At 34.9% G+C, this 22,583-nt stretch carries 23 protein-coding genes and 1 pseudogene; 9 read left to right on the forward strand and 15 right to left on the reverse strand.

Annotated elements, in window-relative coordinates:
* The first annotated feature begins 12 nt into the window (after nt 1-12).
* Both BG04_RS02715 and BG04_RS02720 read left to right on the forward strand, forming a co-directional pair.
* Nucleotides 13-642, forward strand: coding sequence for a Crp/Fnr family transcriptional regulator (locus BG04_RS02715; RefSeq protein ID WP_013084274.1), 630 nt, complete (start codon nt 13-15; stop codon nt 640-642).
* A gap of 96 nt (nt 643-738) precedes the next feature.
* Nucleotides 739-1,398, forward strand: a complete 660-nt coding sequence (locus tag BG04_RS02720) for a Crp/Fnr family transcriptional regulator (protein WP_034650046.1) — start codon at nt 739-741, stop codon at nt 1,396-1,398.
* Nucleotides 1,399-1,662: 264 nt separating this feature from the next.
* Here BG04_RS02720 and BG04_RS02725 read toward each other — a convergent pair whose 3' ends face one another.
* Nucleotides 1,663-2,052: a carboxymuconolactone decarboxylase family protein gene (locus tag BG04_RS02725; protein WP_034650044.1), complete on the reverse strand. Its 390-nt coding sequence runs from the start codon at nt 2,050-2,052 to the stop codon at nt 1,663-1,665.
* A gap of 108 nt (nt 2,053-2,160) precedes the next feature.
* On the opposite strand from BG04_RS02725, the gene BG04_RS02730 reads away from it, so the two are divergent.
* Complete coding sequence (locus BG04_RS02730; RefSeq protein WP_034650043.1) at nt 2,161-2,544, forward strand: MerR family transcriptional regulator; 384 nt, start codon at nt 2,161-2,163, stop codon at nt 2,542-2,544.
* A 320-nt stretch (nt 2,545-2,864) separates the two neighbouring features.
* Here BG04_RS02730 and BG04_RS02735 read toward each other — a convergent pair whose 3' ends face one another.
* From BG04_RS02735 to BG04_RS02745, 3 genes are all read right to left on the reverse strand, one after another.
* On the reverse strand, nt 2,865-3,845 hold the full coding sequence (locus BG04_RS02735; protein WP_013084278.1) for a carbohydrate kinase family protein: 981 nt from the start codon (nt 3,843-3,845) through the stop codon (nt 2,865-2,867).
* Between the two features lie 15 nt (nt 3,846-3,860).
* Nucleotides 3,861-5,255, reverse strand: coding sequence for an MFS transporter (locus BG04_RS02740; RefSeq protein ID WP_034650040.1), 1,395 nt, complete (start codon nt 5,253-5,255; stop codon nt 3,861-3,863).
* Between the two features lie 192 nt (nt 5,256-5,447).
* Entirely contained in the window at nt 5,448-6,509 is a 1,062-nt protein-coding gene (locus BG04_RS02745; RefSeq protein ID WP_034650038.1) for an NAD(P)-dependent alcohol dehydrogenase, read from the reverse strand.
* 300 nt (nt 6,510-6,809) lie between these two features.
* On the opposite strand from BG04_RS02745, the gene BG04_RS02750 reads away from it, so the two are divergent.
* A complete protein-coding gene (locus tag BG04_RS02750; protein WP_034650036.1) occupies nt 6,810-9,344 on the forward strand; it encodes an NACHT domain-containing protein in 2,535 nt (844 codons plus the stop codon).
* Between the two features lie 280 nt (nt 9,345-9,624).
* Here BG04_RS02750 and BG04_RS02755 read toward each other — a convergent pair whose 3' ends face one another.
* Nucleotides 9,625-9,852: a hypothetical protein gene (locus BG04_RS02755; RefSeq protein WP_034650034.1), complete on the reverse strand. Its 228-nt coding sequence runs from the start codon at nt 9,850-9,852 to the stop codon at nt 9,625-9,627.
* Nucleotides 9,853-10,366: 514 nt separating this feature from the next.
* On the opposite strand from BG04_RS02755, the gene BG04_RS02760 reads away from it, so the two are divergent.
* On the forward strand, nt 10,367-10,555 hold the full coding sequence (locus BG04_RS02760) for a hypothetical protein (protein ID WP_014458940.1): 189 nt from the start codon (nt 10,367-10,369) through the stop codon (nt 10,553-10,555).
* Nucleotides 10,556-10,820: 265 nt separating this feature from the next.
* Here the strand turns inward: BG04_RS02760 and BG04_RS02765 are convergent, their stop codons facing one another.
* The 6 genes and pseudogenes from BG04_RS02765 to BG04_RS02790 form a co-directional block, all read right to left on the reverse strand.
* Nucleotides 10,821-11,306 (reverse strand): tetratricopeptide repeat protein, encoded by a 486-nt coding sequence (locus BG04_RS02765; RefSeq protein WP_034650032.1) that lies wholly within the window; start codon nt 11,304-11,306, stop codon nt 10,821-10,823.
* 121 nt (nt 11,307-11,427) lie between these two features.
* On the reverse strand, nt 11,428-11,721 hold the full coding sequence (locus BG04_RS02770) for an RNA polymerase alpha subunit C-terminal domain-containing protein (protein WP_034650031.1): 294 nt from the start codon (nt 11,719-11,721) through the stop codon (nt 11,428-11,430).
* Between the two features lie 162 nt (nt 11,722-11,883).
* A complete protein-coding gene (locus BG04_RS02775) occupies nt 11,884-12,591 on the reverse strand; it encodes a DNA alkylation repair protein (protein WP_034650029.1) in 708 nt (235 codons plus the stop codon).
* Between the two features lie 124 nt (nt 12,592-12,715).
* Complete coding sequence (locus tag BG04_RS02780) at nt 12,716-13,087, reverse strand: iron chaperone (RefSeq protein ID WP_034650026.1); 372 nt, start codon at nt 13,085-13,087, stop codon at nt 12,716-12,718.
* 139 nt (nt 13,088-13,226) lie between these two features.
* Nucleotides 13,227-13,819 (reverse strand): annotated as a pseudogene (locus tag BG04_RS02785) (YdeI/OmpD-associated family protein).
* A 173-nt stretch (nt 13,820-13,992) separates the two neighbouring features.
* On the reverse strand, nt 13,993-15,102 hold the full coding sequence (locus BG04_RS02790) for a Gfo/Idh/MocA family protein (protein ID WP_034650022.1): 1,110 nt from the start codon (nt 15,100-15,102) through the stop codon (nt 13,993-13,995).
* A gap of 125 nt (nt 15,103-15,227) precedes the next feature.
* On the opposite strand from BG04_RS02790, the gene BG04_RS02795 reads away from it, so the two are divergent.
* Complete coding sequence (locus BG04_RS02795; RefSeq protein WP_034650021.1) at nt 15,228-16,100, forward strand: LysR family transcriptional regulator; 873 nt, start codon at nt 15,228-15,230, stop codon at nt 16,098-16,100.
* A gap of 107 nt (nt 16,101-16,207) precedes the next feature.
* On the opposite strand, the gene BG04_RS02800 is transcribed toward BG04_RS02795, so the two are convergent.
* Nucleotides 16,208-16,408 (reverse strand): hypothetical protein, encoded by a 201-nt coding sequence (locus BG04_RS02800; protein WP_034650019.1) that lies wholly within the window; start codon nt 16,406-16,408, stop codon nt 16,208-16,210.
* A gap of 531 nt (nt 16,409-16,939) precedes the next feature.
* Between BG04_RS02800 and BG04_RS02805 the strand changes: the two genes are divergently transcribed.
* Nucleotides 16,940-17,848 (forward strand): DMT family transporter, encoded by a 909-nt coding sequence (locus BG04_RS02805; protein WP_034650016.1) that lies wholly within the window; start codon nt 16,940-16,942, stop codon nt 17,846-17,848.
* A 247-nt stretch (nt 17,849-18,095) separates the two neighbouring features.
* Here the strand turns inward: BG04_RS02805 and BG04_RS02810 are convergent, their stop codons facing one another.
* Genes BG04_RS02810 through BG04_RS02820 form a run of 3 tightly spaced genes read right to left on the reverse strand, consistent with a single transcriptional unit; the run spans nt 18,096 to nt 20,519 of the window.
* A complete protein-coding gene (locus tag BG04_RS02810) occupies nt 18,096-18,887 on the reverse strand; it encodes an amidohydrolase family protein (RefSeq protein WP_034650014.1) in 792 nt (263 codons plus the stop codon).
* A complete protein-coding gene (locus BG04_RS02815) occupies nt 18,877-19,293 on the reverse strand; it encodes a carboxymuconolactone decarboxylase family protein (RefSeq protein ID WP_034650012.1) in 417 nt (138 codons plus the stop codon). The genes BG04_RS02810 and BG04_RS02815 overlap by 11 nt, the downstream gene beginning before the upstream one ends.
* On the reverse strand, nt 19,293-20,519 hold the full coding sequence (locus BG04_RS02820; protein ID WP_034650010.1) for an MFS transporter: 1,227 nt from the start codon (nt 20,517-20,519) through the stop codon (nt 19,293-19,295). The genes BG04_RS02815 and BG04_RS02820 overlap by 1 nt, the downstream gene beginning before the upstream one ends.
* A 104-nt stretch (nt 20,520-20,623) precedes the next feature.
* Here BG04_RS02820 and BG04_RS02825 point away from each other — a divergent pair, with 104 nt between their 5' ends.
* Both BG04_RS02825 and BG04_RS02830 read left to right on the forward strand, forming a co-directional pair.
* Nucleotides 20,624-21,460 (forward strand): helix-turn-helix transcriptional regulator, encoded by an 837-nt coding sequence (locus BG04_RS02825; RefSeq protein ID WP_034650008.1) that lies wholly within the window; start codon nt 20,624-20,626, stop codon nt 21,458-21,460.
* 336 nt (nt 21,461-21,796) lie between these two features.
* Nucleotides 21,797-22,495, forward strand: a complete 699-nt coding sequence (locus BG04_RS02830) for an aspartate/glutamate racemase family protein (protein ID WP_034650005.1) — start codon at nt 21,797-21,799, stop codon at nt 22,493-22,495.
* The last annotated feature ends 88 nt before the right edge of the window (nt 22,496-22,583 follow it).

Genomic DNA, 22,583 nt, shown 5'->3' on the forward strand with positions numbered 1-22,583 from the left:
TAAGGAGTGAGTATGATGGCTATTCTCTTCAATCATGAAAATAATTTCAAAAACTACTTAATGTACGGAAAAAGGCAATATATGAAACAAAAAAATGTGGTATATGAACAAGGAGACATAGGAAAAGGATTTTATTACTTGGACAGTGGATTAATTAAAGTCCACACCTCTACCCCATTAGGAAAAGAACGCGTATTAAACATTGTATTGCCAGGTCAATTATTGGGAGTCCAAGCAATGGACCAGCAAGCTCATTTCACTACTGCTACTACGGTAAAAGATTCTGTCCTATATTATTTTAGTTATGACGATTTTAAAAAGCTTATAACTATTCACCCGCCCATACTAAACCTTATTACAAAGAGTATTATTCAAAAAATGCATATCTTAGCTGAACAAATTAATTTACATACGTTAACTACCGAGCAGCAAATCGCCACTGTGCTTTTAAACATCTATCATGACTTTAAAAGCTATGAAATTCCTTTAACACAAAAGGACCTAGCAACGTGTACCGGTTTAACAAGGATTACAGTTTATAAAACGTTAAAAAAATGGAAAGAGAAAAAACTAATAGATAGTAAAAATAAAAGATTTCTAATTAAGAACCCGGATCTGTTAAAAAACTATCTCTTTCAGTGATAAACGCTTTGGTCACGTTATCAAAGTAAGGAATAATGCTCGATGCAGTAAATGTTTCTGTACGCTTAAAATACACGTTTATAGAAAGGTGATTAAATGGTAAACCTTCGATACATATGGCGTCCCTTTTTAAAGTATGGACAGATGATAAAATTAGAAGAAAACACCACAATATATTATCAAGGAGAAGTTGGTAAAGGATTTTATTATTTAGATAAAGGCAGTGTAAAGATTACTCTCTTAACTGAGAAGGGAGCAGAACGTACGGTTAACTATGTTCCTGAAGGGATGTTATTAGGGGAAAACGGTATTAATAAAGAGCCTTATTTAACAACGGCCGTAACCACAGCTCCATCCGTTTTATATTATTTTACTAATGAAACAACGTTAAAAATATACGAGGAGGAACCGAAAGCAGTCATTCTCTTTACAAATTCTCTTCTCTATAAGTTTAGATTACTAGCAGAAATTATTACGTTTCTTAATCTCCCCGTTGAACAACAGATGGCTCATTATTTAGTAAAGCTTATAAAAGAAAATGAGGAATTTCCCTTTAATCAAACATCCTTTGCCCGCTACGTTGGGACTTCCCGCATTACCGTGAATAAAATCATTCAAAAATGGAGTAAAGAAAAATTGATTGAGCTGTCTAATCAAAATATTTATATTAAAAACATCAGTAAACTTAAAGAAATAAGAGATCAAAACAGCAAAAATATAGGCGATTTAGATATGCTAATGCTGCCAGTAATTTGATTATAAATACACTTATGATACTGTTTCGCACATAGAAGGTATGGAGGAAATCCAGCATAAGTGAAAATATAATTAAATAAAAAAAGAAGTTACCTTGTGGTAGCTTCTTTCACTAAAAAAGGAGTATATTCATTCTAAGGTTAACCTTATACCATAAATCGTGTTTTTCAGAGTACTACTACGATTTATTGTGTTTATCCTAATCAAGACGTACCTCTGTTTAAAAGTTCAATTAAAATCGACTTGCCTTATACACATATGCCTTTATTTCAAAGTTACGGTTAATTCTCTTTCTGTAAAAACTTGTTTAGCAATAAAAATAGCATTTAACGCTCTAGGAAAGCCAGTGTATGGAATACAGTGAGTAATGGCTTCTACTATTTCATGTGGTGTGAGACCTACATTAAGCGCAGCATTAATATGAACATTTAATTGTGGTTCACACCCTCCTTGTGTCGTAAGCGCGCTTATTGTAACTAGTTGTTTTTGCTGTAGGTTAAGTCCTTCTCTTGTATAAATATCTCCGAAGGCAAATTCAATGACATATTTCCCAATGTCAGGAGCGATGTCTTTTAATGATTCAATTACTCGTTTTCCACCCTCTCCATCTACTTCCATTAACGTTTTCCAACCATTTTCGTAACGTTCATTCATCAACTGAATCTCTCCTTACAACTGAGTTATTTTATTTACAAGTTAGATATTACGCTTTAGAGCGCGCTCTAAAGCAAGCATTTTATTTCTCATGTTATAATAATAAATATGGAAAATTTATTCAGTATTCAACAAGTAGCAAGTATGACCGGTCTTTCTACACATACTTTGCGTTATTACGAAAAAATTGGATTAATAAAAAATGTACAAAGAGACCAAACCGGATATCGGCAATATACAGATTTTGATCTAGCTTGGATTCAGTTTTTAATTCGGTTACGTGTTACAGGAATGCCTATGCTTAAAATGAAGCAGTTTTCTGATTTGCGACAGAAAGGAGATTCTACTATTACTGCAAGAAAGGAATTGTTAGAAGAACATTATAAAGATGTCTTAGGCAAGATAGAGGAACTAGAGTTAAATTCGCAGAGAATTGAAGAAAAAATTGCGCACTATAAAAAATTAGAGACAGTGGAAAACCAACAATCTTAATAAATATAAAAAAGAACTTGAAACACATTTTTCAAGTTCTTTTCATAGTACCTAGGCTAACATCAAATAGAAGGTGCTGAATTTATATATTTAATAGAGACCCACCTAATACTCTATCTATAACTTCTTGACTAGATGTATGACGCTTAACAGCCTGTAGATGTAAATATCGATCTCCATATGGAAAATCTGAACTAAATTAACGTTCTCTGAGGTATTTCTTTTATAGCCAAAGACAAGGCGTATATTGTATAAAATGGCTTTGCTATAGGACTAATATAAAATGATGTCTAGTTATTGTATTATTACCGCTAGGCTGTTTATACACTAGTAATTTCTATTTCTTCAATATTTGGCAGTGCTTCAATTGCTCCTATCTTTGTACATACCAGCGCTCCAACTCGGTTTGCAAATGCAATAATGTCGAGTAGCTGCTCGAAATCATTTTTAATGGATTTGATATTCTGTGTATTAGCTAATTTGAACAACGTTGCACCTACAAAAGCATCCCCAGCTCCTGTAGAGTCAATTGACTTAATAGGAATACTCTTCACTAGTTCTTTTTTTCTACTATTAGATATCAATGTTCCCCTTTTTCCAAGAGTAACTGCTACAATTTTAGCTCCCATTTTATGTAGGGTATCAACACCTACTTCATGATTCTTAATGCCTGTGATAATCTCTAATTCTTCATCACTTACTTTTACAAAATCACTTAAAGCAATAGCTTTCTTTGCGATTGAGATGAAATCAATTAATCTTCCTTTCCATAAATCTCTTCGATAGTTAGGATCAAAAGAAATAAACTTTCCTTCCTCTTTAGCACTAGAGATAAGGCTTAAATAAGTTTCACGGAATGGAGAAGTTAACATGGCCGTGGCTGAACCAAAATGAAGGATTCTAGCTTTATTTATTTCATTTAGGTTAATGTCCTCCATTGTCATTAAAGCGTCAGCTCCCCTATGAAATACAAAGTCTCGCTCACCATTTTCTTGTAGAGACACAAAAGCTAGGGTAGTTGCTACCTTTTCATCCCAAGCAAGCATCGAAGTATCTACGTTTAATGAATTTAAGGTTTCTTCTAAAAAGTAACCGAATGGGTCTTTACCTACTTTACCACTAAATGATGCATTACCGCCTAGTTTCGCTATGGTTGCGCATACATTTGCTGGTGCTCCACCGGCATTTTTTAAAAATTGGCGTCCCTCTATTAAATTGGAATTAATATTGCTACAAAAGAAATCAATTAATAATTCTCCTACACAAACAACTGGAGCATTTTCACTTATGCTATTTTGCACTTATATCACACTCATTTACTTAGATTTTTTCTCTAAATCCAAAATCATTTGATTATATGTTTTTTCAGTTAAAGGATAAAAGCAGATTATTAATACAGAAAGTAAAATGAAAATTCCTGGCACTAGAGCATTCATATTTTTTATAGCATTTAAGGAAGCTACGGTTTGTTCTGCATTAGCTACATAGCCTGCTATCCCCAAATAGATGGCTGAGAATGATCCAGCAAGTGCAACCCCTAACTTATTAGTAAAACTCATTAAGGAAATAACAACACCATCTGCTCGAACTCCAGTTTTCCATTCAGCATAATCTACACAATCGGCAACCATCCCCCAAGCTAGTGTGTTTAGTGGAGTGGTAAAGAATCCCGAAGCAAACAGCCAAAATAAAATTAAAGCAATTGAATCAAAAGAAGTAAATTGGAGTCCTATATATGAAATAAGAGATACTGTAGCTGATACAATCATTACACTCTTTCTACCCCATTTATCAGAGAATAAAGGAATAAATAAGTTACTAATTAGCGCAGCTCCAAAAAATAAAACAGTGCCCCAAAATACTAATTCCTTTTGATGAACATTGTAAGTAAAATAGTAAACCATTGTACTAAGTTTAATATTAAAACCAATAGCAAATGCCAAGAAAGACGAAACTAGTACTAGTAGTGGTTTGTTTTTAAACAAAACAGATAAAGTTACTTTAAGCCCATGTTTTTTACTCTTTTTAGGAGCAATGCGCTCGCGTACTGTAAAGAAGCTAAACAGATTTAAAATGATACTTACAGCAGCATAGACTAGAGCAGTCATCTGAAATCCAAATTCTTGATTTTTGCCTCCAATAGCTGTTACAAGAGGGGTTGCGCATGAAATGGAAAGGAGGATTCCTACATAAACCAATATCATACGAGTAGTTGTTAAAACTGTGCGTTCCTGAACATTATTAGTAATTCGTCCTGTTAAGCTATTAACTGGAATCGTTTGCATACTAAACGTCATCCCTAATAAGATATAGGTAATATACATATATATAATATTTCCAGTTGACCCTAAGTGAGGATTGGTAAAACATAGGATAGTGAAGAAAGCAAAAGGAAGTGAGACCCATAACAAATATGGTCTTGCTTTTCCCCAACGTGTATTAGTTTTATCTAAAATAACTCCCATTATAGGGTCGCAAATAGCATCTAGAACTCGTACTACTAAAAATAGCGTTGCAACAGCTGCAGGATGGATACCTCCGACATCAGTATAATAAAAAAGTAGATAGGCATTAACGAATTGAAAAACAATATTATATGCCATGTCTCCCGATCCATATCCAAACCGTTCTAACCAGGATAACCTAGGAATAGAATTAGGTTTACCTTTACTTTCAGCCTCTAATATTTGTGATTGTTCTGCGTTTAACATAGGTAATACCTCCAGAATGCGTTTTCAAAAATATGTTAAGAAAGCTAGTCGTATTATAAACATTTACCTTAAAGAAAAAACAGATGCGGTTTAGTTGCAAATGTCTTATTTTAACTCCGCATCTGAAAATTAAAAGTTCAAGAATCTCGTCATAAATATCAACTAGAAATCTAGCTTTCAAGTATAATGTTTTTATTCGTTTGGATACACTATAATTTTTAAACATTCGTTTTTAAAATTTAGTGCTCGCTCCATCGCTTCACGTGTGCCGGCTAACGGATATCTATCTGTTACAAGATTCTTTGTGTCAATTGCACCGGAAGTAAGAAATTTAATTCCTTTTGGATAAGTATTGGCATAGCGGAAAATACCATATATATCAATCTCATTATCAGCAATAAATGGTACATCGAGTGGAATATCGCTTTGAGAAGGTAAACCTACGATTGCTAATTTTCCACCACGACGAATTGAAGATAGTGAAGATTGTAATGCTTTTGGATTCCCTGCAGTCTCCCATGCAACGTCAACGCCTACGTTTTCAGTAATATTTTTAATTTCATTAAGAGGATCTTGCTCTCTGATATTAATAACGTGAGTTGCCCCCATTCGTTTTGCTGCTTCAAGACGCAATGGTTCTAAGTCTGTTGCTATTATTGTACTTGCTCCAAATGCTTTCGCTGCTGCTACAGCCATTAACCCTACCGGTCCCATTCCCATAATCGCAATCGTTGACCCAGGCTGAAGTTTTGTTCTCGTGGCTGCATGGATACCAACTGAAAAAGGCTCTATTAAGGCAGCATCTTCATAGGAAAGGGAATCCGGGATTAAAAAGACAAAATCCTGACGCATTTTTATATATTGAACAAAGGCACCATCAACTGGTGGTGTTGCTAAGAATTGAACATCTGGACAAAGGTTGTACCTTCCCTCTTTGCATGCTTCACAATGTCCACAGGTTACTCCTGGTTCAACGGCTACGCGATCCCCTACTCTAAATCTTTCAACAGCTGATCCAATAGCTACAACCTCACCTGAGCACTCATGTCCAAGGATAAATGGTTTTTCTACTTTGTATTTACCAATTCTACCCTTGGTATAATAATGTAAGTCTGAGCCACAAATTCCTACAGCCATTACTTTAATTAAAACTTCATTTTCATCAATTTGTGGTATAGGCAATGTTTCAATACTGATTTCTCTTGTGCCGTGCATGACAGCTGCTTTCATAGTTTTAGGTAAGTTGTTATTCATCAATAATTTTCCTTTCTTTAATAGAAATTCTATATAAATCCATAACGTAAAAATAAATATGAATTTACTTTCAACTCATAAATTTCTAATGCACTTGACTGTTCCTTAAATATATTTTTATTATTATGTAAGTGCATACATTTTAGAGTTTTTTATTACATGAGCTAATTTTACCTGCTAACATCACACCATTAATAGCCTTTTATACTGTCTAAAAGTACAGTAACACTGTACTTTTCTTTTTATATACATACAAAGATATAGCGTTAAAATAAAGCTAATAGGAGGTGTAAGATTCTCATGGCTGAAATTGAAGATCGGGAAACATTTGCAGAACTGTTATCTTTGGGTGTTAAAGAACTAAAACTTCACCCTGATTATAAGATTAAAAGGAAAAAAGGCGAAGATAGCTCACTAGGACAATCTTATATAGCTAATATCGCAAATGAACTAGGTGTATCTCCCAATACAATTAAAAGTTGGATAGGTCAGATGGGATTAAAATATATTCCTGGTCGTATTGACGATGGAAAGCTCTTCGGCATCATATGGATAATATTAAAAAAAACGGATATAGATATCAGTTGGTTCTCAAAGCTGATGGAAACAACTTCTATACCCACTCTTAAACCTGCTTTACCAGCTTGGGTATCTTCGTGTCTGGAAAAGGCAAAAATATTAGGGGCAGACAACTCATTTGGTGCACCCCTTAATAAAGATATTGAGGAAGTAGTAAAAAAAATATTTCATAATAAACTTCAGACTGAAGCTGCTACTCCAAAGGAACATTTTACAATACATAACTTACCAGCACGCTGGTCAGGAGTTTTTATTGGAAGACACTTTGACCTGGAGGCAATTCGTCAGTGGGTAACTTCCCCTTCTCCATTATGTTTAATTTCCGGATGGGCTGGTATTGGAAAAACAACTCTTGCTCTTGAAGTAGCATATGCGTGTATTCAGAAGAATTATAGGGAAACAGAAAGCCTTGAGATGGATTGGCCAAACCTCAATTCTATAGTATGGTTTAGTGCTGACTGGAAGGGACTAACCTTTAGTGATTTTCTAAATACAATTGCTTACCAACTTGGACGGATAGAGCAAATCAACCGATCCATTGACGAGAAACGTTTTGTGGTTCGCAATGCATTAGCTAATTATGCAAAAGAAAAACCTGTATTACTTGTGATTGATAGCATCGATACAGCTGAAAGTGAAATTTATGAATTTATTACTAATCTTCCACAAGGCGTTAAAGTATTACTCACATCTCGCGAGAATCTACAGCAAAAATATAGAAACAACTTTAGAGATATAATAACCATTCAACTAAAGGGACTGGAAAAGGACGATGCTCTTAACTATCTTTCTTACGAAGTAAAACAACATATGAAAATGTCTAATTCATCGAATAAACAAGAACAAATGAAACAGTTATTAAATAGCCCTCTTGAAACTCGTGAACAACTCATTTCAGCTACTGCTGGAAATCCTAAAGCTATCGCTCTTAGTATAGCTTACATTGCAGATGATGACATTCCTGCTCAGCAACTTATTCAGGAACTAGGAAAAGCCGGTTACTCACTGTTGGAATTATTTGATTTTCTTTTCGGACGCACATGGGAGAAATGTAATGAAGATACTTTACATCTTTGGAAAGTGTTATGCTTTTTCAGCAAACCTCCTGACGAGAAAAGTTGGGCAACAGCGGCTGGACTAGACGCTCGAAAATTCCATTTTGCTGTTGATCAAATGAAATTATTTGCGCTTATCCAAGGAGAACGTATAGAAGGAAAAATCCATTATCTAGGTCATCAAACCGTAGTAACATATGGTGAACAACGATTGTTAGAAGATAAACAATTTGAAAATGTAGCACGTAAGCGTTGGAGCCAATACTATATCCAATATTTAGACAACTATTTAAAACGGGATCTTCCGGATTCGATTTATTGGAGTTATTTGCTTGGTCGTGATTTAGAGGAAATTAAGAAAGAATGGCCAAATATACTCAAGGTTATAAAATGGGCAAACGAATCCGATCAAAAAGAGCTTTTGATTGAACTGGTATTTCGCATAAGCCATTTTCTAAGTCGAATTAATTTACCATTAAGGATTAAATATGGAAAAATAGCAGCTGATTATGCAAAACAACTTAGAAAACATACCTATGAGGCATTTTTTAGAATTGATACATTGGGTTGGGCATTGATGGAGGTCAATAACCTAGATGGTTCCCTACTACAAATAGATTCCGGTCTAAAGACACTAGATCAGTTAAGCTCAGATAGGTCTGATGTTTACGATTTGAAAGCTTGGGGACTTGCCTTAAAAGCAAGGCTCTTGTTGAAGAAAAATAATCCTAACAAAGCAGAATGTATTCTTGAAGAAGTTAGGGAGGTCTTCACTACACCGGTGATTCAACATAGAATTTCATTAGTGCGAGGTGATCTATGTATGGTCTATAAAAATTATGGAGCAGCAATCCGATTATATGAAGAAGCTAATGAAATCAGTTTAATATATGGAGGAGAAAAGACCATTGAAGCTTACTTTAATTTAGGTGTAGCTTATGTCATTTGTGATATGCTTGAGGAAGCAGAAAAATGCTTTAATAGCCTTCTTTATCAGAAAGACAAAGCCAACCAAATTGAATTAATATACTATCACTACGGGATGGCCCAATTGCTATTACGAAAAGGAGAGAATATAGAGGCATTACATTCTATCCAAGAAGCTATAAACCTTATCGATTCTTGGGGACCAACCATTAGTATTCGAAAAGAAGTAGAAGAATTCAATGAAGTTATTAAACATAATATTAGAGAGAATTAAGTAAAACAGCCACTTGTATGAAACAAGTGGCTGTTTGTTTGAATGTAGTGCTTCAATTAGGTTGAAATTTATCTGGCCTCTTATTTCTTCCAAGTTGATCACTCTTTTCTATTTGGCTTTTATTAGACTAACGCAATTACATCTATATAAAAGGATTATGTTAAAATTACTCTGGTTTCTCCACTAGTTGCATCTGAAAAATTTGAGTTGCTTGAATACCTCTTAAATTTGCTCGTGGTCATACTTATAGAATTAGTTACACTTTTTTGATATATATAGCTTAATTAACGGCTTCAAGGGCTTGTTTCAAATAATCCATTTCAGAGGTTATATCATCTATCTGTTGGTTTAACTGACTTACTTTATCAAGAGTATTCCGTGCATCCAATAAATTAATTTCTAACATCAAACGGCTTGCTTCACTCTCAAGTTCCAATCTCTTTGCAAATAATACCTCATGCTTTTTTATAATTTCGGATTTTAAATTTTTAATATTGTTTTCTTCCATACTTCTACCTCACTAACTTGTAATAACAGTATTTTATTGAAATGTAAATTCCCCTATATAATTTAATAATTACCTACAGGGAGGTTTATATAGCATGGTTAAAATCCCCTTTTTCACTTACAGGAAAACCACATTTATTTCGCATTTACATAAGCTAAATAATAAGAACCAATTAAAATAAATTCCATTATTCACTTTCCTCGGATGGTGTTCATAAGTTCTTGGTGTTGACATTCAGATACATACTGAGCACTCAAAAGCTTCTCTAACTGTTAAAAACAAATACAACATTCCAAAATAAGGGAAAATTTAAATCGTTTTGTTTTTTTTGCAGGAAAAGAAAGCGCAGTATATAAAGATAACAGTAGGCATCAAAAAGTGTTGAGAACATTTTATCATCATTTTCTATCAGCACGAGAGCAATAATTTGAGAAAAGAGCTTATATCAGTCCGTGTCTTAAGTATGCCTATTATATAGAATGGGTTACTTAGTAAATAAGGGAAGGTGATTTATATGTTAGGGGAAGAAGATTTAAAAGTAAATTGTATATCAGCTGCTATAGGTTTACTCATCCAACATAATATCATCACTCACCAGGAACTGGACAAACTAACTAAAACGAATTATCACGTTTTTTATCATTTTCTAATGGATAAGCTAATTGAAGAAGAGTTTAGTAAAGATAGAGTGGTACAAACATAAGTACTTCAACAAAACAAAAACCGCAAGATTAAAAGAAAAGATCTCCTATTTTAAATGTGATTCTTATAAGGCTCCTTACATATTAGACATATATAATATGTAAGGGCTTTCTTGTTAAACAAACGCCCCCTATAGTTTAAATGTATTTCTTCACAATCTATAATTTTTAAAAGTCATTTTATCACAGGAAGCCTGCCAGTATTGTTACAAAAAAAGTCCTCTTCTCTTTTCAGGAAAGGAACTTATATTCAACGAATTTTATAAGCTACTTCCAAGTCTGATCTAGTTTATCTGAATAGAAATGTAAGGCTTTTTTATAACTTAGTATTTCATTGTCATTTGTCGTATTTAGTAAGCATTTCAGTAACAGTTCCATCGCTTTGCTATGTTCTTTTAAATTGTATAAGGTCATGGAATAAAACACTTTAATTACATGATTATCTGGGAACAATTCCATTCCTTTTAAAAATATATCTTTTGACTTTTCATATTCCCCCAAGGCTCTATATGTGCTGCCCAATCCCAATATTGCCCCTTCCATATCCTTAGAAGGTAATCCTATCTTTATGGCATTTTCGTAAAAGGGTACTGCCTTTTCTTCTTCTCCTAATATGTCGAAGCTCCAAGCACATTGATAATTATATAAACCATCGTCTGGAAATTCCTTAACTAATTCACTTAGCAATTCGTTAGATTCTTTGTGATTTCCATTCTTTCGTAACGCTAATGCTTTATCTAATTTGTTATTCAACTTAAATCTCCAACCCTTCTTTTTCCCACTACTTATCTCTTAACATCCTTCCATATCCAGAAATTGAGCGTATTCGTACACTTTATCCAGATCTATTTCTTGCTTTAACTATCCTTAATGTTTAATTTTTAAAGGCTAACCCATTGGCCTGCAAAGCTGTTCTAAGTTTAGGTAAAGAAGCCGGCCCCATACCATGAAATTGTAATATCTCTTTTTCACTAAATTTTGATAGCTGCTGCAAAGAAGTTATCTCGTTGCTTTCCAATGCTCGTCTTGCTGGTGCTGATAGCACTGAAAGAAATCCATTGTCAGGTTTGCGTTCTTGCTCACAGGTTGGGCAGGTCGGACAGTTACTGCTTTTATAATATTTGTGTCCTTTATGACAGATTCTTAGATTTCCCTTTTGAGTTTTCATTTTTAATCTCTCCTTTTCTCAAGAATTTTTTAGCTTTTATCCCCTGTCACTTCTCCAATGGATGGTTTATGAAGGTACAACACATGCTACGTATAGTAAGCTCATTACCATTAAATACGTATGAGTCTCGTTTCAGATAGTGCAGCTCCATTACAAATCATGCTAACACCTTACATGTTTGCGTTTGAAACCAAGCCGTCCTCTATCTATATCCTTTTGAATGTTTTCGGAAGCAAGAAGAATACTACTTTTTTTCTTATCCTTCTTAACTTCGACTGGACCTACTGCCTTTGCCGTTTCAAGCGCCTTCTCATGAAGTGGCAAATATGAAACACCGACTGTATAGATAAAATTATTCATAGCCGATTTCGCTCGATCTGGAGAATCGTGAATCGTGTTTTCCACTTGATTAAGCATATCGGCAATCTTGCTTGTGCTAAATTCATCGTCAGGACGATTACCTAAAAGCCAGCAGTAACAACTCCAACCTGCCGACATTTTAAGTTCTTCACCGCTTGCCACCCATTTATCAGCAACAACTTGCGCAAAATCGGTTTCTGACAAAGTGACTGCAACTACATAATCGGATAGCATGTAAAAATACGCTTTATCAATCCAACGCTCAAAATCCTCCGCAGTCATCTCTGTTGGGTCTGCAATGATACCAGCAAAATACATAGCATCGTAATTGCCAGAAGCGTAAAGCTGCTCAGCTAAAGCCTGGTTTTTCTTGATTTTCTTTGCAATCGGCTTCATTTTTCCTGTTGCCACTCCAAAAAGCGGATCGTGTGCACCATTGTTTATGTAAGTCTTTTTAATTCGTTCCGTACCAAGCGCTTCTAGTTCTTTCATAACCATTTCAAAATCCATCGTTCTGTACCCTCCTTCTTCTCCATTCGTAAACTGGATCATCTTTTCTTTTTAGTTCAGCTTCCAATTTATCCTGTAATTCCTAAGCTGCTTGGGGATCAGTTCACCTTTCATAATCTGCTTTTTATTTCCGCCAAAAAGTTGAACAGTCTTTCTTATCTAACATATTAAACTCAATTATTTTTTTAAGTAATTCATAGTTTACTGGCTCAGTCCATAGAATTCGAAATAGGCCTTTGGTAGCGCTGTATCCAGCCTGGGCAATGTCATCATTAAAGTGCGCAATCCCTGTTTCTTCAGGTGAAACGCTCAAATGATGTTTCGCTGAGGCAAAGCCGATGATGAATGTTCCATGATCAGTAAACATTGGCGTATTCCATTTGATTTGTGGTTCCAAATTCGGGAAAGTATTAGCAATCCAAGCCAAAACTTCCTCTGTTCGATCACGGTGGTCAGGGCTATCTATACGCGCTAAATATTCTGCAAAAACTTCCATAGCATTTTCTCCTCAAATAATTTTTTTAATCTACTCTACTTTTATACAAATGGAACATCAGTCAGTTCACTTAACCTTATTTCATTTTTAACTCAAATACATTAACAATTTATATTAGCCATGTTTTAAATAAAATGTACTAATCATTTAATCCTTTTCCATTAAGAATGTTCGGAATGCATTTTTCAACTCTTGATGCTCGAGTCTTAGATTGTTTGGCCGCAGAAAAATAAAGAATATATGCTCTTTGCCGTCCTGGAGTCAATGTAGTAAAAGCATCTTTTAGAGCAGGTATTTCATCAAATTTATGCTGTAGCTCTTCAGGAATAATGAGTTCTTCATGCTTTTTGACTTTGACTTTTAATCCGGCTTTTTCCACCTCAATGGCCTCATCAATATAAGCTTTCAAGATGGCTTCCTTTTCAGCTATTTCTTGCACATTGGTAAACCGAATTTGTCGCGCGCCTTGTACATTCTCTGTTTGTTGAATTAGAATACTATGAGAATCTTGTAACAGAGCACCTTTAGGAAACAGTAGCGCACAGTATTCTTTGAATCCATGTATTAAAACAATGTTTTTTTCTCAAACGTGTAACAAGGGTTCATCCATTTATAATCTTCGGTCAACTCACAGTCAAGAACAATCTTTCTCAACGTCTCATATTCTTCTTTCCACTTTTTAGCTTTACTTAAAAACTCATCGACCTTAGGATGCATTTTACTATTTGTCATCAAGGAACACTCCTATTCAATTTTTTAATCTGTCTCTCTCGCAATCATACAGTCAACCTTCAATTCATTTAATGGTGTTACTATTCTTCAAATGTAGGAAATGCCCTTCTACAATTGACTTGATAGTTATTAAAATTATAAACATTTTAACTTTATAAGAAAGAGGCTTTCGTTTATTTATCAAGCGTTACCCTTTCACCAGTCTCTGCAGATATTCGAACCGCATCTAATAATTGATGAAGTTTAACAGCATCGTGGAAGTTTGGAATTTGACTTTTATGTTCAAATATATCTTTTGCCAACACCTTATAAGCCTTTTCAACGTAATCTTTTGGATGATTATCTTTTGCTGAAGATACGTTTATCTCTTCAACATACACACTTTCAGTACTTAATAAATAAGTAGGATACTTAACCTTCTCTACTTTGAGATTACCAAATTGCACGTGACCGGATGAAGAATTCTGGGTTAAGCAAAAAACACCTTTTTCTCCTCTAATCTCTAATTGAAAAGCAGGATAAACTCCGCCTTGAATATGAACAGCAGCTGAAATATCGCCGTTGAGTGTTCCCTGTATTAAGATTTGATCCGCTGTATCCTTTGACACCGTAACTTTTGTTCCTTGTATGAGAGCTTCTGTATAATGCGTATTCATTATCGACGATAACTCTTTAAAATCACCTAAGATGTAGCACAGAACATCAAGCGAGTGTCCACCGTTGATTGTAAGAAGGTTCGCTCCATTTTCTTTTTTTAAGATATAGCTGTTTGCTTCATCTGTTATTCCACCCTTTCCTTGTGTCGCTACCTGCATGGTACAGGAGATAATTCTTCCAATTTCCCCTTGGTTAATAGCCTGCTTTACATAATTCACCTCGGGAGATTGTCTTGCTTGTAACCCAATCGCATGGTGAATGTCCACCTTATCCGCTAACTTTGCCAGTTTAATTGCTTGCTTAGTATCTACACCTAAAGGCCACTCGCAATAAATATGTTTCTTTTCCTCTATTGCTGCAATTGAAGCTTCGTAATGAAACGGAACTTTTACACTAACTACTACTAAATCAACATCTTTAGATTGCGCTAGTCCCTTATAATCTGTAAAGCTATGGCAAGCATTAAGTACTCTCGCACTTTCCTTGGCGGTTTCTGCTTTTGATGTTCCAATTGCGGTTATTCGATAAAAAGGGCTTTCTTTCAGTACTGGAATATGTGTTTTGCTCGCCCATTGATTATTTAAAGATCCCCCTATAATTCCTACTTTTATTAATTTCTCCTTCATTAGACATTCCTCCCACATTTTGTAGAAAATATTACCTTTTAATCAAGTATAATTAAAATGAATCATTATTTTAAATGTTAAAATATGATAGCTATATCACTTTTTTTGATGGAGGGTGAATATGAATGGATATTGAAAATATGAAAGCTTTTGTTTCAGTGGCCGAATTAAGAAATATATCTGCGGCTGCAATGAAATTGAACCACCTTCAATCTAATATGACCGCCAAAATAAAGAAAATAGAAAGCTATTATAATCAAGAACTGTTTATTAGAAACTCAAAGGGCGTTAAATTAACCAAGCAAGGAGAAAAATTGTATCACCAATTTAAAAAAATATTGCTTCTTTGGGAAGAAACTGAAAATAAAATGAAGAAACAAGATGAAAAACTCCGTATTGGCACCATGATATCAGTTGGGGGCACTCAATTCTCAAGCGCTTTAAACAAACTTTACAACACCTATCCAGATCTAGCAGTAACACTAAAAACGGGTTCAACCGAATATATCGAAAATCAAATTCTACTTGGACAAATCGATGTAGCTTATACAATTGGATCATTAAACAACCAAAAGATAAAATATAAAAAAGTAGGCGTAGAAGAAATGGTTGTCATTGGTCGCGATATTGATCAACACACGATATTTGATGACTATGTAAGACAAAAAAATATACTGGTACTTTCAGATAAGTGCTTGTACATGACAATATTACATACTATTTATGCCAGCTTACATATTGAACAAGGTGACATGATCGAAGTCAGCGATCCAGAAACATTAGTACAATTTGCGTTAATGGGCATGGGAATTTCCTTAATATCTAAGCGTATCGCAAATCGTTATAACATCCATAATTTTTTAGAAGTTCCACCACCTTATCGGTACACTGACTTTTATCTCATTTCCCGGCTAAATTATGAATTTACCCCTATCGAAAAACAGTTTATTGAATTGAATAACTTCCTCGGGGACACTTTTAGAAGAGTAGAAGTTTAATATTGAGGTTACAGTTTTTTCTGTAACCCTTTTTGTGATTTCTTGGCTATCATTGTTTTTTATATAGGTACAGTGAAAGATTTTTTCGCTTTACATAAAGCGTATTCTTAGCAGCCATTTATAAAAAAGAGTAAATCAATGTTTGATTGGCTCTTTTTTAATCTTCCCTCATATAAAAGAAGAGATATAGTACAAGTAAAGTTGATTATCCATTTTTTATTTCTATGAGCTTGAAGACTTTTTTCAAGCAGCTGCTTTTGTCCTTCTTCCCTTTTTATATCTTCTGAATTATTGAGTGTAGAGTTCAATGTTATTTCTCCTTAGAAAACTAATTTTTTATACTTTATATATTGGTTATCTTTTCTCTTTAAGATGATAGTATAGTGGGATGTTCTTAAAGAGAAAGCCAAATTTAATTAATCGTTTTGGCAAGCGCATAGGCTGCTTTTACGCTGATTACAATATCCTCCAACAAGCTCATTTTCTCCTCTTCTTCAACGTTTGCGTTTAATAGAAAAAATAAAGCATGGAATACCTTGATGTCGGTGCATATAATGACTCTGTTTGGCAGCAGCTCTTAATCGACCCAAAAAAGAACATTCGTTCCCTACATTATACAAGAACACATGTTCCGTTTTCAATAAAAACTCTAAAGTTTTCCGAATTATTCCTATGAATAGCGTCAAATTTATTATTAAAAAAGAAATACTTTATATACCTAAAGAAAGATATTAAGATAATGAAAATAAAAAACTATGAGAAAATGTTCTCCAAAGCAAAATTTCGGAATGAAATAATCAACAAAATTTGCAATAATAAGTGAAGTAAGGAGGTGTATTATGTTTCGATTGTATGGAGCCTTAATTGGGCTTAGTTTAATTTGGGGTTTATCTTTTGTATTTATGAAGTGGCTGCTTCCCTCAGCTGGTATATGGGGAATTGTATTTTTTCGTTGTTTAGCAGGTGCAATCATCTTGCTCCCGTTTTTATGGTGGAAGCGTAGAAAAGTTAAAGAGAAACTCCCCTGGAAGGCGTTGATTGTTGTTGGTATATTTAACTGTGGTTTGGCGTGGGGATTAATTTCCTTAAGCGAAACTGAGATAAACAGTACAACTGCCTCTATTCTAAATGCGACCACTCCAATCTGGACAGGTCTTATCGGATTTATTCTTTTTTCTTATCGACTTACCCGACGTCAGTGGATCGGTATTCTTATCGGGTTTTTCGGGATACTCGTCCTTATGGATTTTCAATTTGGTCAGATTTTCGGGAAAGGGTTTGTCGGAATTGGAACAATGCTTGTTGCTTGTATCTGCTATGGGCTTGCTGGGCAGTTAACAAAACGGTTTTTGTCTGAGGTGAGCGTACTAACTATAACAACCTTCACCTTACTAACAGGTTCTATCATCGGTTTAGTTGGGATGCTGATTACCGAACCCTTCAAATCAGATTTGTTGATTCATCCACTTCCGATTCTGGCAATTGTGGGTCTCGGTTGTTTTGGCTCAGGACTGGGTCAGTTAATCTATTTTTATATCAATAAAAATGGTGGCCCTGAATTAGCAGCGACGGTTACTTACCTGATCCCTGCCTCAGCCATGGTATGGGGTTATGTACTACTGGGAGAGACAATTACTCCAAACGTAGTCGTTGGACTACTTATTATCTTTACTGGCGTTTATCTTTCATCTAGGAAATCAAAAGGGAAAACTTCGCATGTCACTCTTGTTAGCAATAAACAAAATTAAGTAAGTAGATTTTATAATGTGAGTCTTTAAAGGTATCTCCGAGAGAGGAATTAAGAAACTGAAGGATTACAGAATATGATATATTTCAAATGGAATTCATCATATATGATGATAAAACGAAATTCTAGAATTTCGTTTAAAAGGCAGCCCTCTATTTGGCTGCCTTTTTTATTTCAAGGCAGAAAATAATTTTAAAATTCACTGCTAGCTATCCCGTACAACACAACATCAAACAAAAACGCTGAATTTATATATGTAACAGATTTGAGATATTTCCACCCAACACTCTGTCTGCAACTTCTCCACTAGATGTATGACGCTTAACGGCCTGTAGATTTAAATATGGATCTCCATATGGAAAGTCCGAACTAAATAACGTTCTTTCAGGTATTTCTTTTATAGCTAAAGACAAGGCGTATGTTGTATAAAATGCAGATATATCTAAGTAAGCATTTTTAGTGTCTTTTATCATTTCTATCGTTTGTAGCCAATGAATTCCGCCCATATGCCCGTATATAACCGGAACATTTTCATATTTTTGAGTGAGAAGAAATAACTCTTGAATATCCTTTAAGTTCAAAGGATAAAAAGTATGTACCCAGATAGGCAAAGACGTATAGTCACTTGCTGCTTTAAATATAGGTTCTAACAATGGAATTTGACCTGGGCCAAGAGTAAATTCTCCGAGACCTTTCATCCTTTGCTCTTTGACAAGCTTCTCTACCCAATCGTTTAGAGTGACATCACCAGAAGAAAAAGAAAGTGGAACCGAACCAAATCCAACAAACCGATTCGGGTGCTGCTTAATCGCAACGATTACTTCTTCTAGCGCCTTTAAGCGTGCTTGTACGGGATTCACCTCATTATTTAGAATTTGATTTAGTTTGTTCATTTCCGTGGTGAATTCTTTAACGTTGCTGCTTTTTTCTGGATGAACAAGAGTAGAAAACAATACGGTTTTATCTATTCCACTTTCATCCATCATTTTAATATGATTCTCTATAGGTAAAACCACATGTGCGTGACTATCAATAATCATTTTGTTTCTCCTTTTTGTTTCTTTCTGTTCTTTCAGAAAAGACTTCATTGGCTACTGTTAAAATCGTATTTAAAGCTACAGGGAATCCAGCATAAATGACCATTTGTAACATTGCTTCTAAAATTTCTTCCTGTGTCCACCCACCATTCAAAGCCCCGTTTATGTAAAATTTCAGCTGTTTCGTATTGCCTAATGCAGTTAGGCCAGCCACTGCGGCAAGAAGGCGTGACTTTAAGTCTAAGCCTGGTCTCGAGAAAATTTGTCCATAATTAAACTCTACAGCTAACGTTCCTAAATCAGGGAGAGCTGACTGTTCAAAGCCAGCCATTATGTCCTTATAGTTCTCTGGATCAATCTTAGCTAATATATCTAATCCTCGTTGAAAGTTATCTGTGTGTGTTCTCATTACGTATTACTTCCTTTCTTATTCATGAAATTCCCTATCGTTTTTTTAGGGATGCTTATTGGAATTAAAGAACAAAAGCTAATGGCTATCATCAATATGGCTATGGCACACACTCCATGCCACTCCCATTTACTCCATGCAAGTAAACCCACATAAGATCCTAGGGACCCTCCTAAAAATGTGGAAACCATATATAATCCATTTAATCGACTTCTTTTTTCTTCTCCTAATTGGAAAATAGTAAACTGACAGGCAACTTGGTTTGCTTGAGTTCCTATCGTTATGAGAAGAGCTCCTAAAATTAACCCAGGCAACCAGTACCCTCCCCTTATAAGACCTATAAAGGCAAGTAAAGATATGGACATACACAAAAGACTTGCAAACTTTGCCCCTTTTGTATCAATTAAACGTCCGATAATCGGCGTAGCAAACGCTCCCGCTATCCCGACTAACCCTATTACCCCCACCATGTCACTTCCATAGAAATAGGGATCTGTATCTAATAAAAAGACAAGCGTGGTCCAAAATGCACTAAAAGAAGCAAACATCATTCCCTGACTTACGCATGCTTGTTGCAGGGCTCTTTCTTTTATAAACAGCGGACCTAACGACATGATTAAGTGTTTATAACTGGGTGCATTCGCTCCCTTACTTTTTGGAAAATAGACGTAAACTAACAAAATCATAAAAAGTGTAGCCACAGCAGACGTCCAATACACCATTCGCCACCCAAAATGAACATCAATAAAACCACTAACAAGTCGAGCGCCTAAAATACCACAAATTAATCCAATGGCGACATTTCCTAAAACTTTTCCTCTATTATGACCTGAAGCTATATTCGCAGCCAACGGAACAATAATTTGAGGAACAACCGTTACAATTCCTAAAGCTAAACTTGTAACCAGCATCCACGTTTTGTTGATAGATAAAGCGTTTAAAGCGAGAACGATACATATAGCGAATAATAAAAACAAAATCAATTTTTTTCGTTCAAAGATGTCTCCCAACGGTACTATCAAAAGATTTCCTAGTGCGTATCCAATTTGAGCTAAAGTAGCTATAATGCCTATGCTGGCCGCTGAAACATGAAAACTGGCGGACATGCTTACTAAAAGGGTTTGGTTCAAGTAGACGTTAGCCACTGTAAACCCGCAAACTGTAGCCATTAAAAGAACTAATCCTTTTGATATATCAGACGTCTTTTCGCTATCTTTTACTATCATCTGTTTCACCTCCCTTACCTAGATCATAAAATAAGGATTATAATGGTAATAGGAGTCTAGTTATACTAGCAGTAAAAGTACTACCTACACAAAGGAGTAAAATCATGGTAAGCGATAAAGAAAGAAGAAAAGAATTAGGAGATTTTCTAAAGATAAGACGAGAACGATTGTCTCCAAAAGATTTTAATTTGCCTATTGGACCGAGGAGAAGAGCTAAAGGATTACGCAGAGAAGAAGTGTCTCAACTAGCAGGAGTCGGCATAACTTGGTATACGTGGCTAGAACAAGGACGAGATATACAAGTATCTTCCGAAGTATTAGAAGCCATATCTCGTATTTTTAAATTAAACAAAGAAGAAATGGAGCATTTATTTTCATTAGGCAATCAGCCGCTTCCGTCTGCAACCGTGCAGAATGAAAGAGAAAATATAGATCGTGTTATAAAAAACCTATTAAGTCAATTAGGTCACTGCCCTGCCTATGTAACAGATGAAAAACTTAATATCGTAGACTGGAATAAAGCTGCTGTGGTGGTATTTGGGGACTTTAACGAGATGGACGAGCGAAACCGCAATGCAGTGTGGCGCTGTTTTACTTCCAAAGAATATCAAAACCTTTTTCAAAATTGGGAAGATCATGCTCAACGACTAATTGCCCAATTTCGCCTAGCTTACACACGCTTTGTCGGAGATGAGTGGTTTAAAGCTATGATTAGTGAACTTAGCGAGAAAAGCCCTCAGTTTTACAAGTGGTGGTCTAATCATGAAGTTTTAGGTATGCCTTGTGGAAAGAAGACAATTATTCATCCTGTGGTAGGAGAAATGATTATGGATCATATCACACTCCAAGTGTATGATGCACCTGAATTAAAAGTAACCATTTATCAACCTTGCCAAGAAAAAGAAACAGAAGAAAAGATGAAGCATTTACTGAGATCATAATATTAGTACTATACGTATCATTAATGTTAATTACTAGAAGCCTATGTAATCTTGATAAGTACATAGGCTTCTTTGCGTTTTTCTTCTAACTTATTTCATCAAAAACGTTCGTAAAAGTATGTGTGTTTTAGAATACGTTCGTAATTAATTTCCGAACTTAAATGAACGGTAAAAATGATAGTTTTATTATCTAAATGAAAAGTCCGTAAAAGTATACTTTTACGGACTTTTATTGGTTCTTGTAATACTTATTATGGTAACTACGATTATATATGATGTTTACACTGATAAAATCTTAATTTGTGGTAATATTTTCTATAAAGGAGGTTAGGTCAATTGAAAACAATAGGCTTATTAGGTGGAATGAGTTGGGAATCATCAAGCGAGTATTACAGAATTATCAATCAAACAGTAAATAGAAAGTTAGGAGGACATCACTCTGCTAAAAGTGTGATGTATTCTGTAGACTTTGAAGAAATAAAGAAATTGCAACATAGTGATAGATGGGATGAAGCAACAGAGTTAATGATTAAAGGAGCTCAATATATCGAAAAAGGTGGAGCCGACTTTTTAGTTATCTGTACAAACACTATGCATAAAATGGCAAGTGATATTCAGCAACACATTGGTATTCCTATTTTACATATTGCAGATGCCACAGCTAAGAAAATAAAAGACCAAGGGATTAATAGAGTCGGGTTGCTTGGCACGAAGTTTACGATGGAAGAGGATTTTTATAAAGGTCGACTTATGGCTAATCATAATCTTGAAGTTAATATCCCCAGCGAAAAAGAGCGCCAAATTGTACATGATATTATTTACAAAGAATTATGTTTAGGGAAGATTGACTTAGGTTCCAAAAGTGCATATCAAAAAATTATAAATGGTTTAATCAACGATGGAATAGAAGGAGCTATATTAGGTTGTACTGAAATCTCCTTACTAATTAATCAGAATGATATCTGGATACCTATATTCGATACCACAGAAATACATGCACAAACAGCAGTTGATTGGGCATTGGGGATCTCCTAAGAAAATAAGTAGATGAAAAAGAGACTAAGTACCATATTCCTCAGAACAAAGGCTTCCTAGAAAATCACATTATGTAAACTTACTTGTA

Source organism: Priestia megaterium NBRC 15308 = ATCC 14581, assembly GCF_000832985.1.
Taxonomy (GTDB): Bacteria; Bacillota; Bacilli; order Bacillales; family Bacillaceae_H; genus Priestia; species Priestia megaterium.

Excerpts from the sequence above, each read along its gene's own strand:
- BG04_RS02715 (WP_013084274.1), top strand. The coding sequence starts at position 13 with ATGATGGCTATTCTCTTCAATCATGAAAATAATTTCAAAAACTACTTA.
- BG04_RS02755 (WP_034650034.1), bottom strand. The coding sequence starts at position 9,852 with ATGGAAGAAAACAATATTAAAAATTTAAAATCCGAAATTATAAAAAAG.
- BG04_RS02720 (WP_034650046.1), top strand. The coding sequence starts at position 739 with ATGGTAAACCTTCGATACATATGGCGTCCCTTTTTAAAGTATGGACAG.
- BG04_RS02825 (WP_034650008.1), top strand. The coding sequence starts at position 20,624 with ATGGTAAGCGATAAAGAAAGAAGAAAAGAATTAGGAGATTTTCTAAAG.
- BG04_RS02795 (WP_034650021.1), top strand. The coding sequence starts at position 15,228 with ATGGATATTGAAAATATGAAAGCTTTTGTTTCAGTGGCCGAATTAAGA.
- BG04_RS02740 (WP_034650040.1), bottom strand. The coding sequence starts at position 5,255 with ATGTTAAACGCAGAACAATCACAAATATTAGAGGCTGAAAGTAAAGGT.
- BG04_RS02815 (WP_034650012.1), bottom strand. The coding sequence starts at position 19,293 with ATGAGAACACACACAGATAACTTTCAACGAGGATTAGATATATTAGCT.
- BG04_RS02775 (WP_034650029.1), bottom strand. The coding sequence starts at position 12,591 with ATGGATTTTGAAATGGTTATGAAAGAACTAGAAGCGCTTGGTACGGAA.
- BG04_RS02760 (WP_014458940.1), top strand. The coding sequence starts at position 10,367 with ATGTTAGGGGAAGAAGATTTAAAAGTAAATTGTATATCAGCTGCTATA.
- BG04_RS02750 (WP_034650036.1), top strand. The coding sequence starts at position 6,810 with ATGGCTGAAATTGAAGATCGGGAAACATTTGCAGAACTGTTATCTTTG.
- BG04_RS02810 (WP_034650014.1), bottom strand. The coding sequence starts at position 18,887 with ATGATTATTGATAGTCACGCACATGTGGTTTTACCTATAGAGAATCAT.
- BG04_RS02745 (WP_034650038.1), bottom strand. The coding sequence starts at position 6,509 with ATGAATAACAACTTACCTAAAACTATGAAAGCAGCTGTCATGCACGGC.
- BG04_RS02820 (WP_034650010.1), bottom strand. The coding sequence starts at position 20,519 with ATGATAGTAAAAGATAGCGAAAAGACGTCTGATATATCAAAAGGATTA.
- BG04_RS02805 (WP_034650016.1), top strand. The coding sequence starts at position 16,940 with ATGTTTCGATTGTATGGAGCCTTAATTGGGCTTAGTTTAATTTGGGGT.
- BG04_RS02725 (WP_034650044.1), bottom strand. The coding sequence starts at position 2,052 with ATGAATGAACGTTACGAAAATGGTTGGAAAACGTTAATGGAAGTAGAT.
- BG04_RS02770 (WP_034650031.1), bottom strand. The coding sequence starts at position 11,721 with ATGAAAACTCAAAAGGGAAATCTAAGAATCTGTCATAAAGGACACAAA.
- BG04_RS02730 (WP_034650043.1), top strand. The coding sequence starts at position 2,161 with ATGGAAAATTTATTCAGTATTCAACAAGTAGCAAGTATGACCGGTCTT.
- BG04_RS02790 (WP_034650022.1), bottom strand. The coding sequence starts at position 15,102 with ATGAAGGAGAAATTAATAAAAGTAGGAATTATAGGGGGATCTTTAAAT.
- BG04_RS02780 (WP_034650026.1), bottom strand. The coding sequence starts at position 13,087 with ATGGAAGTTTTTGCAGAATATTTAGCGCGTATAGATAGCCCTGACCAC.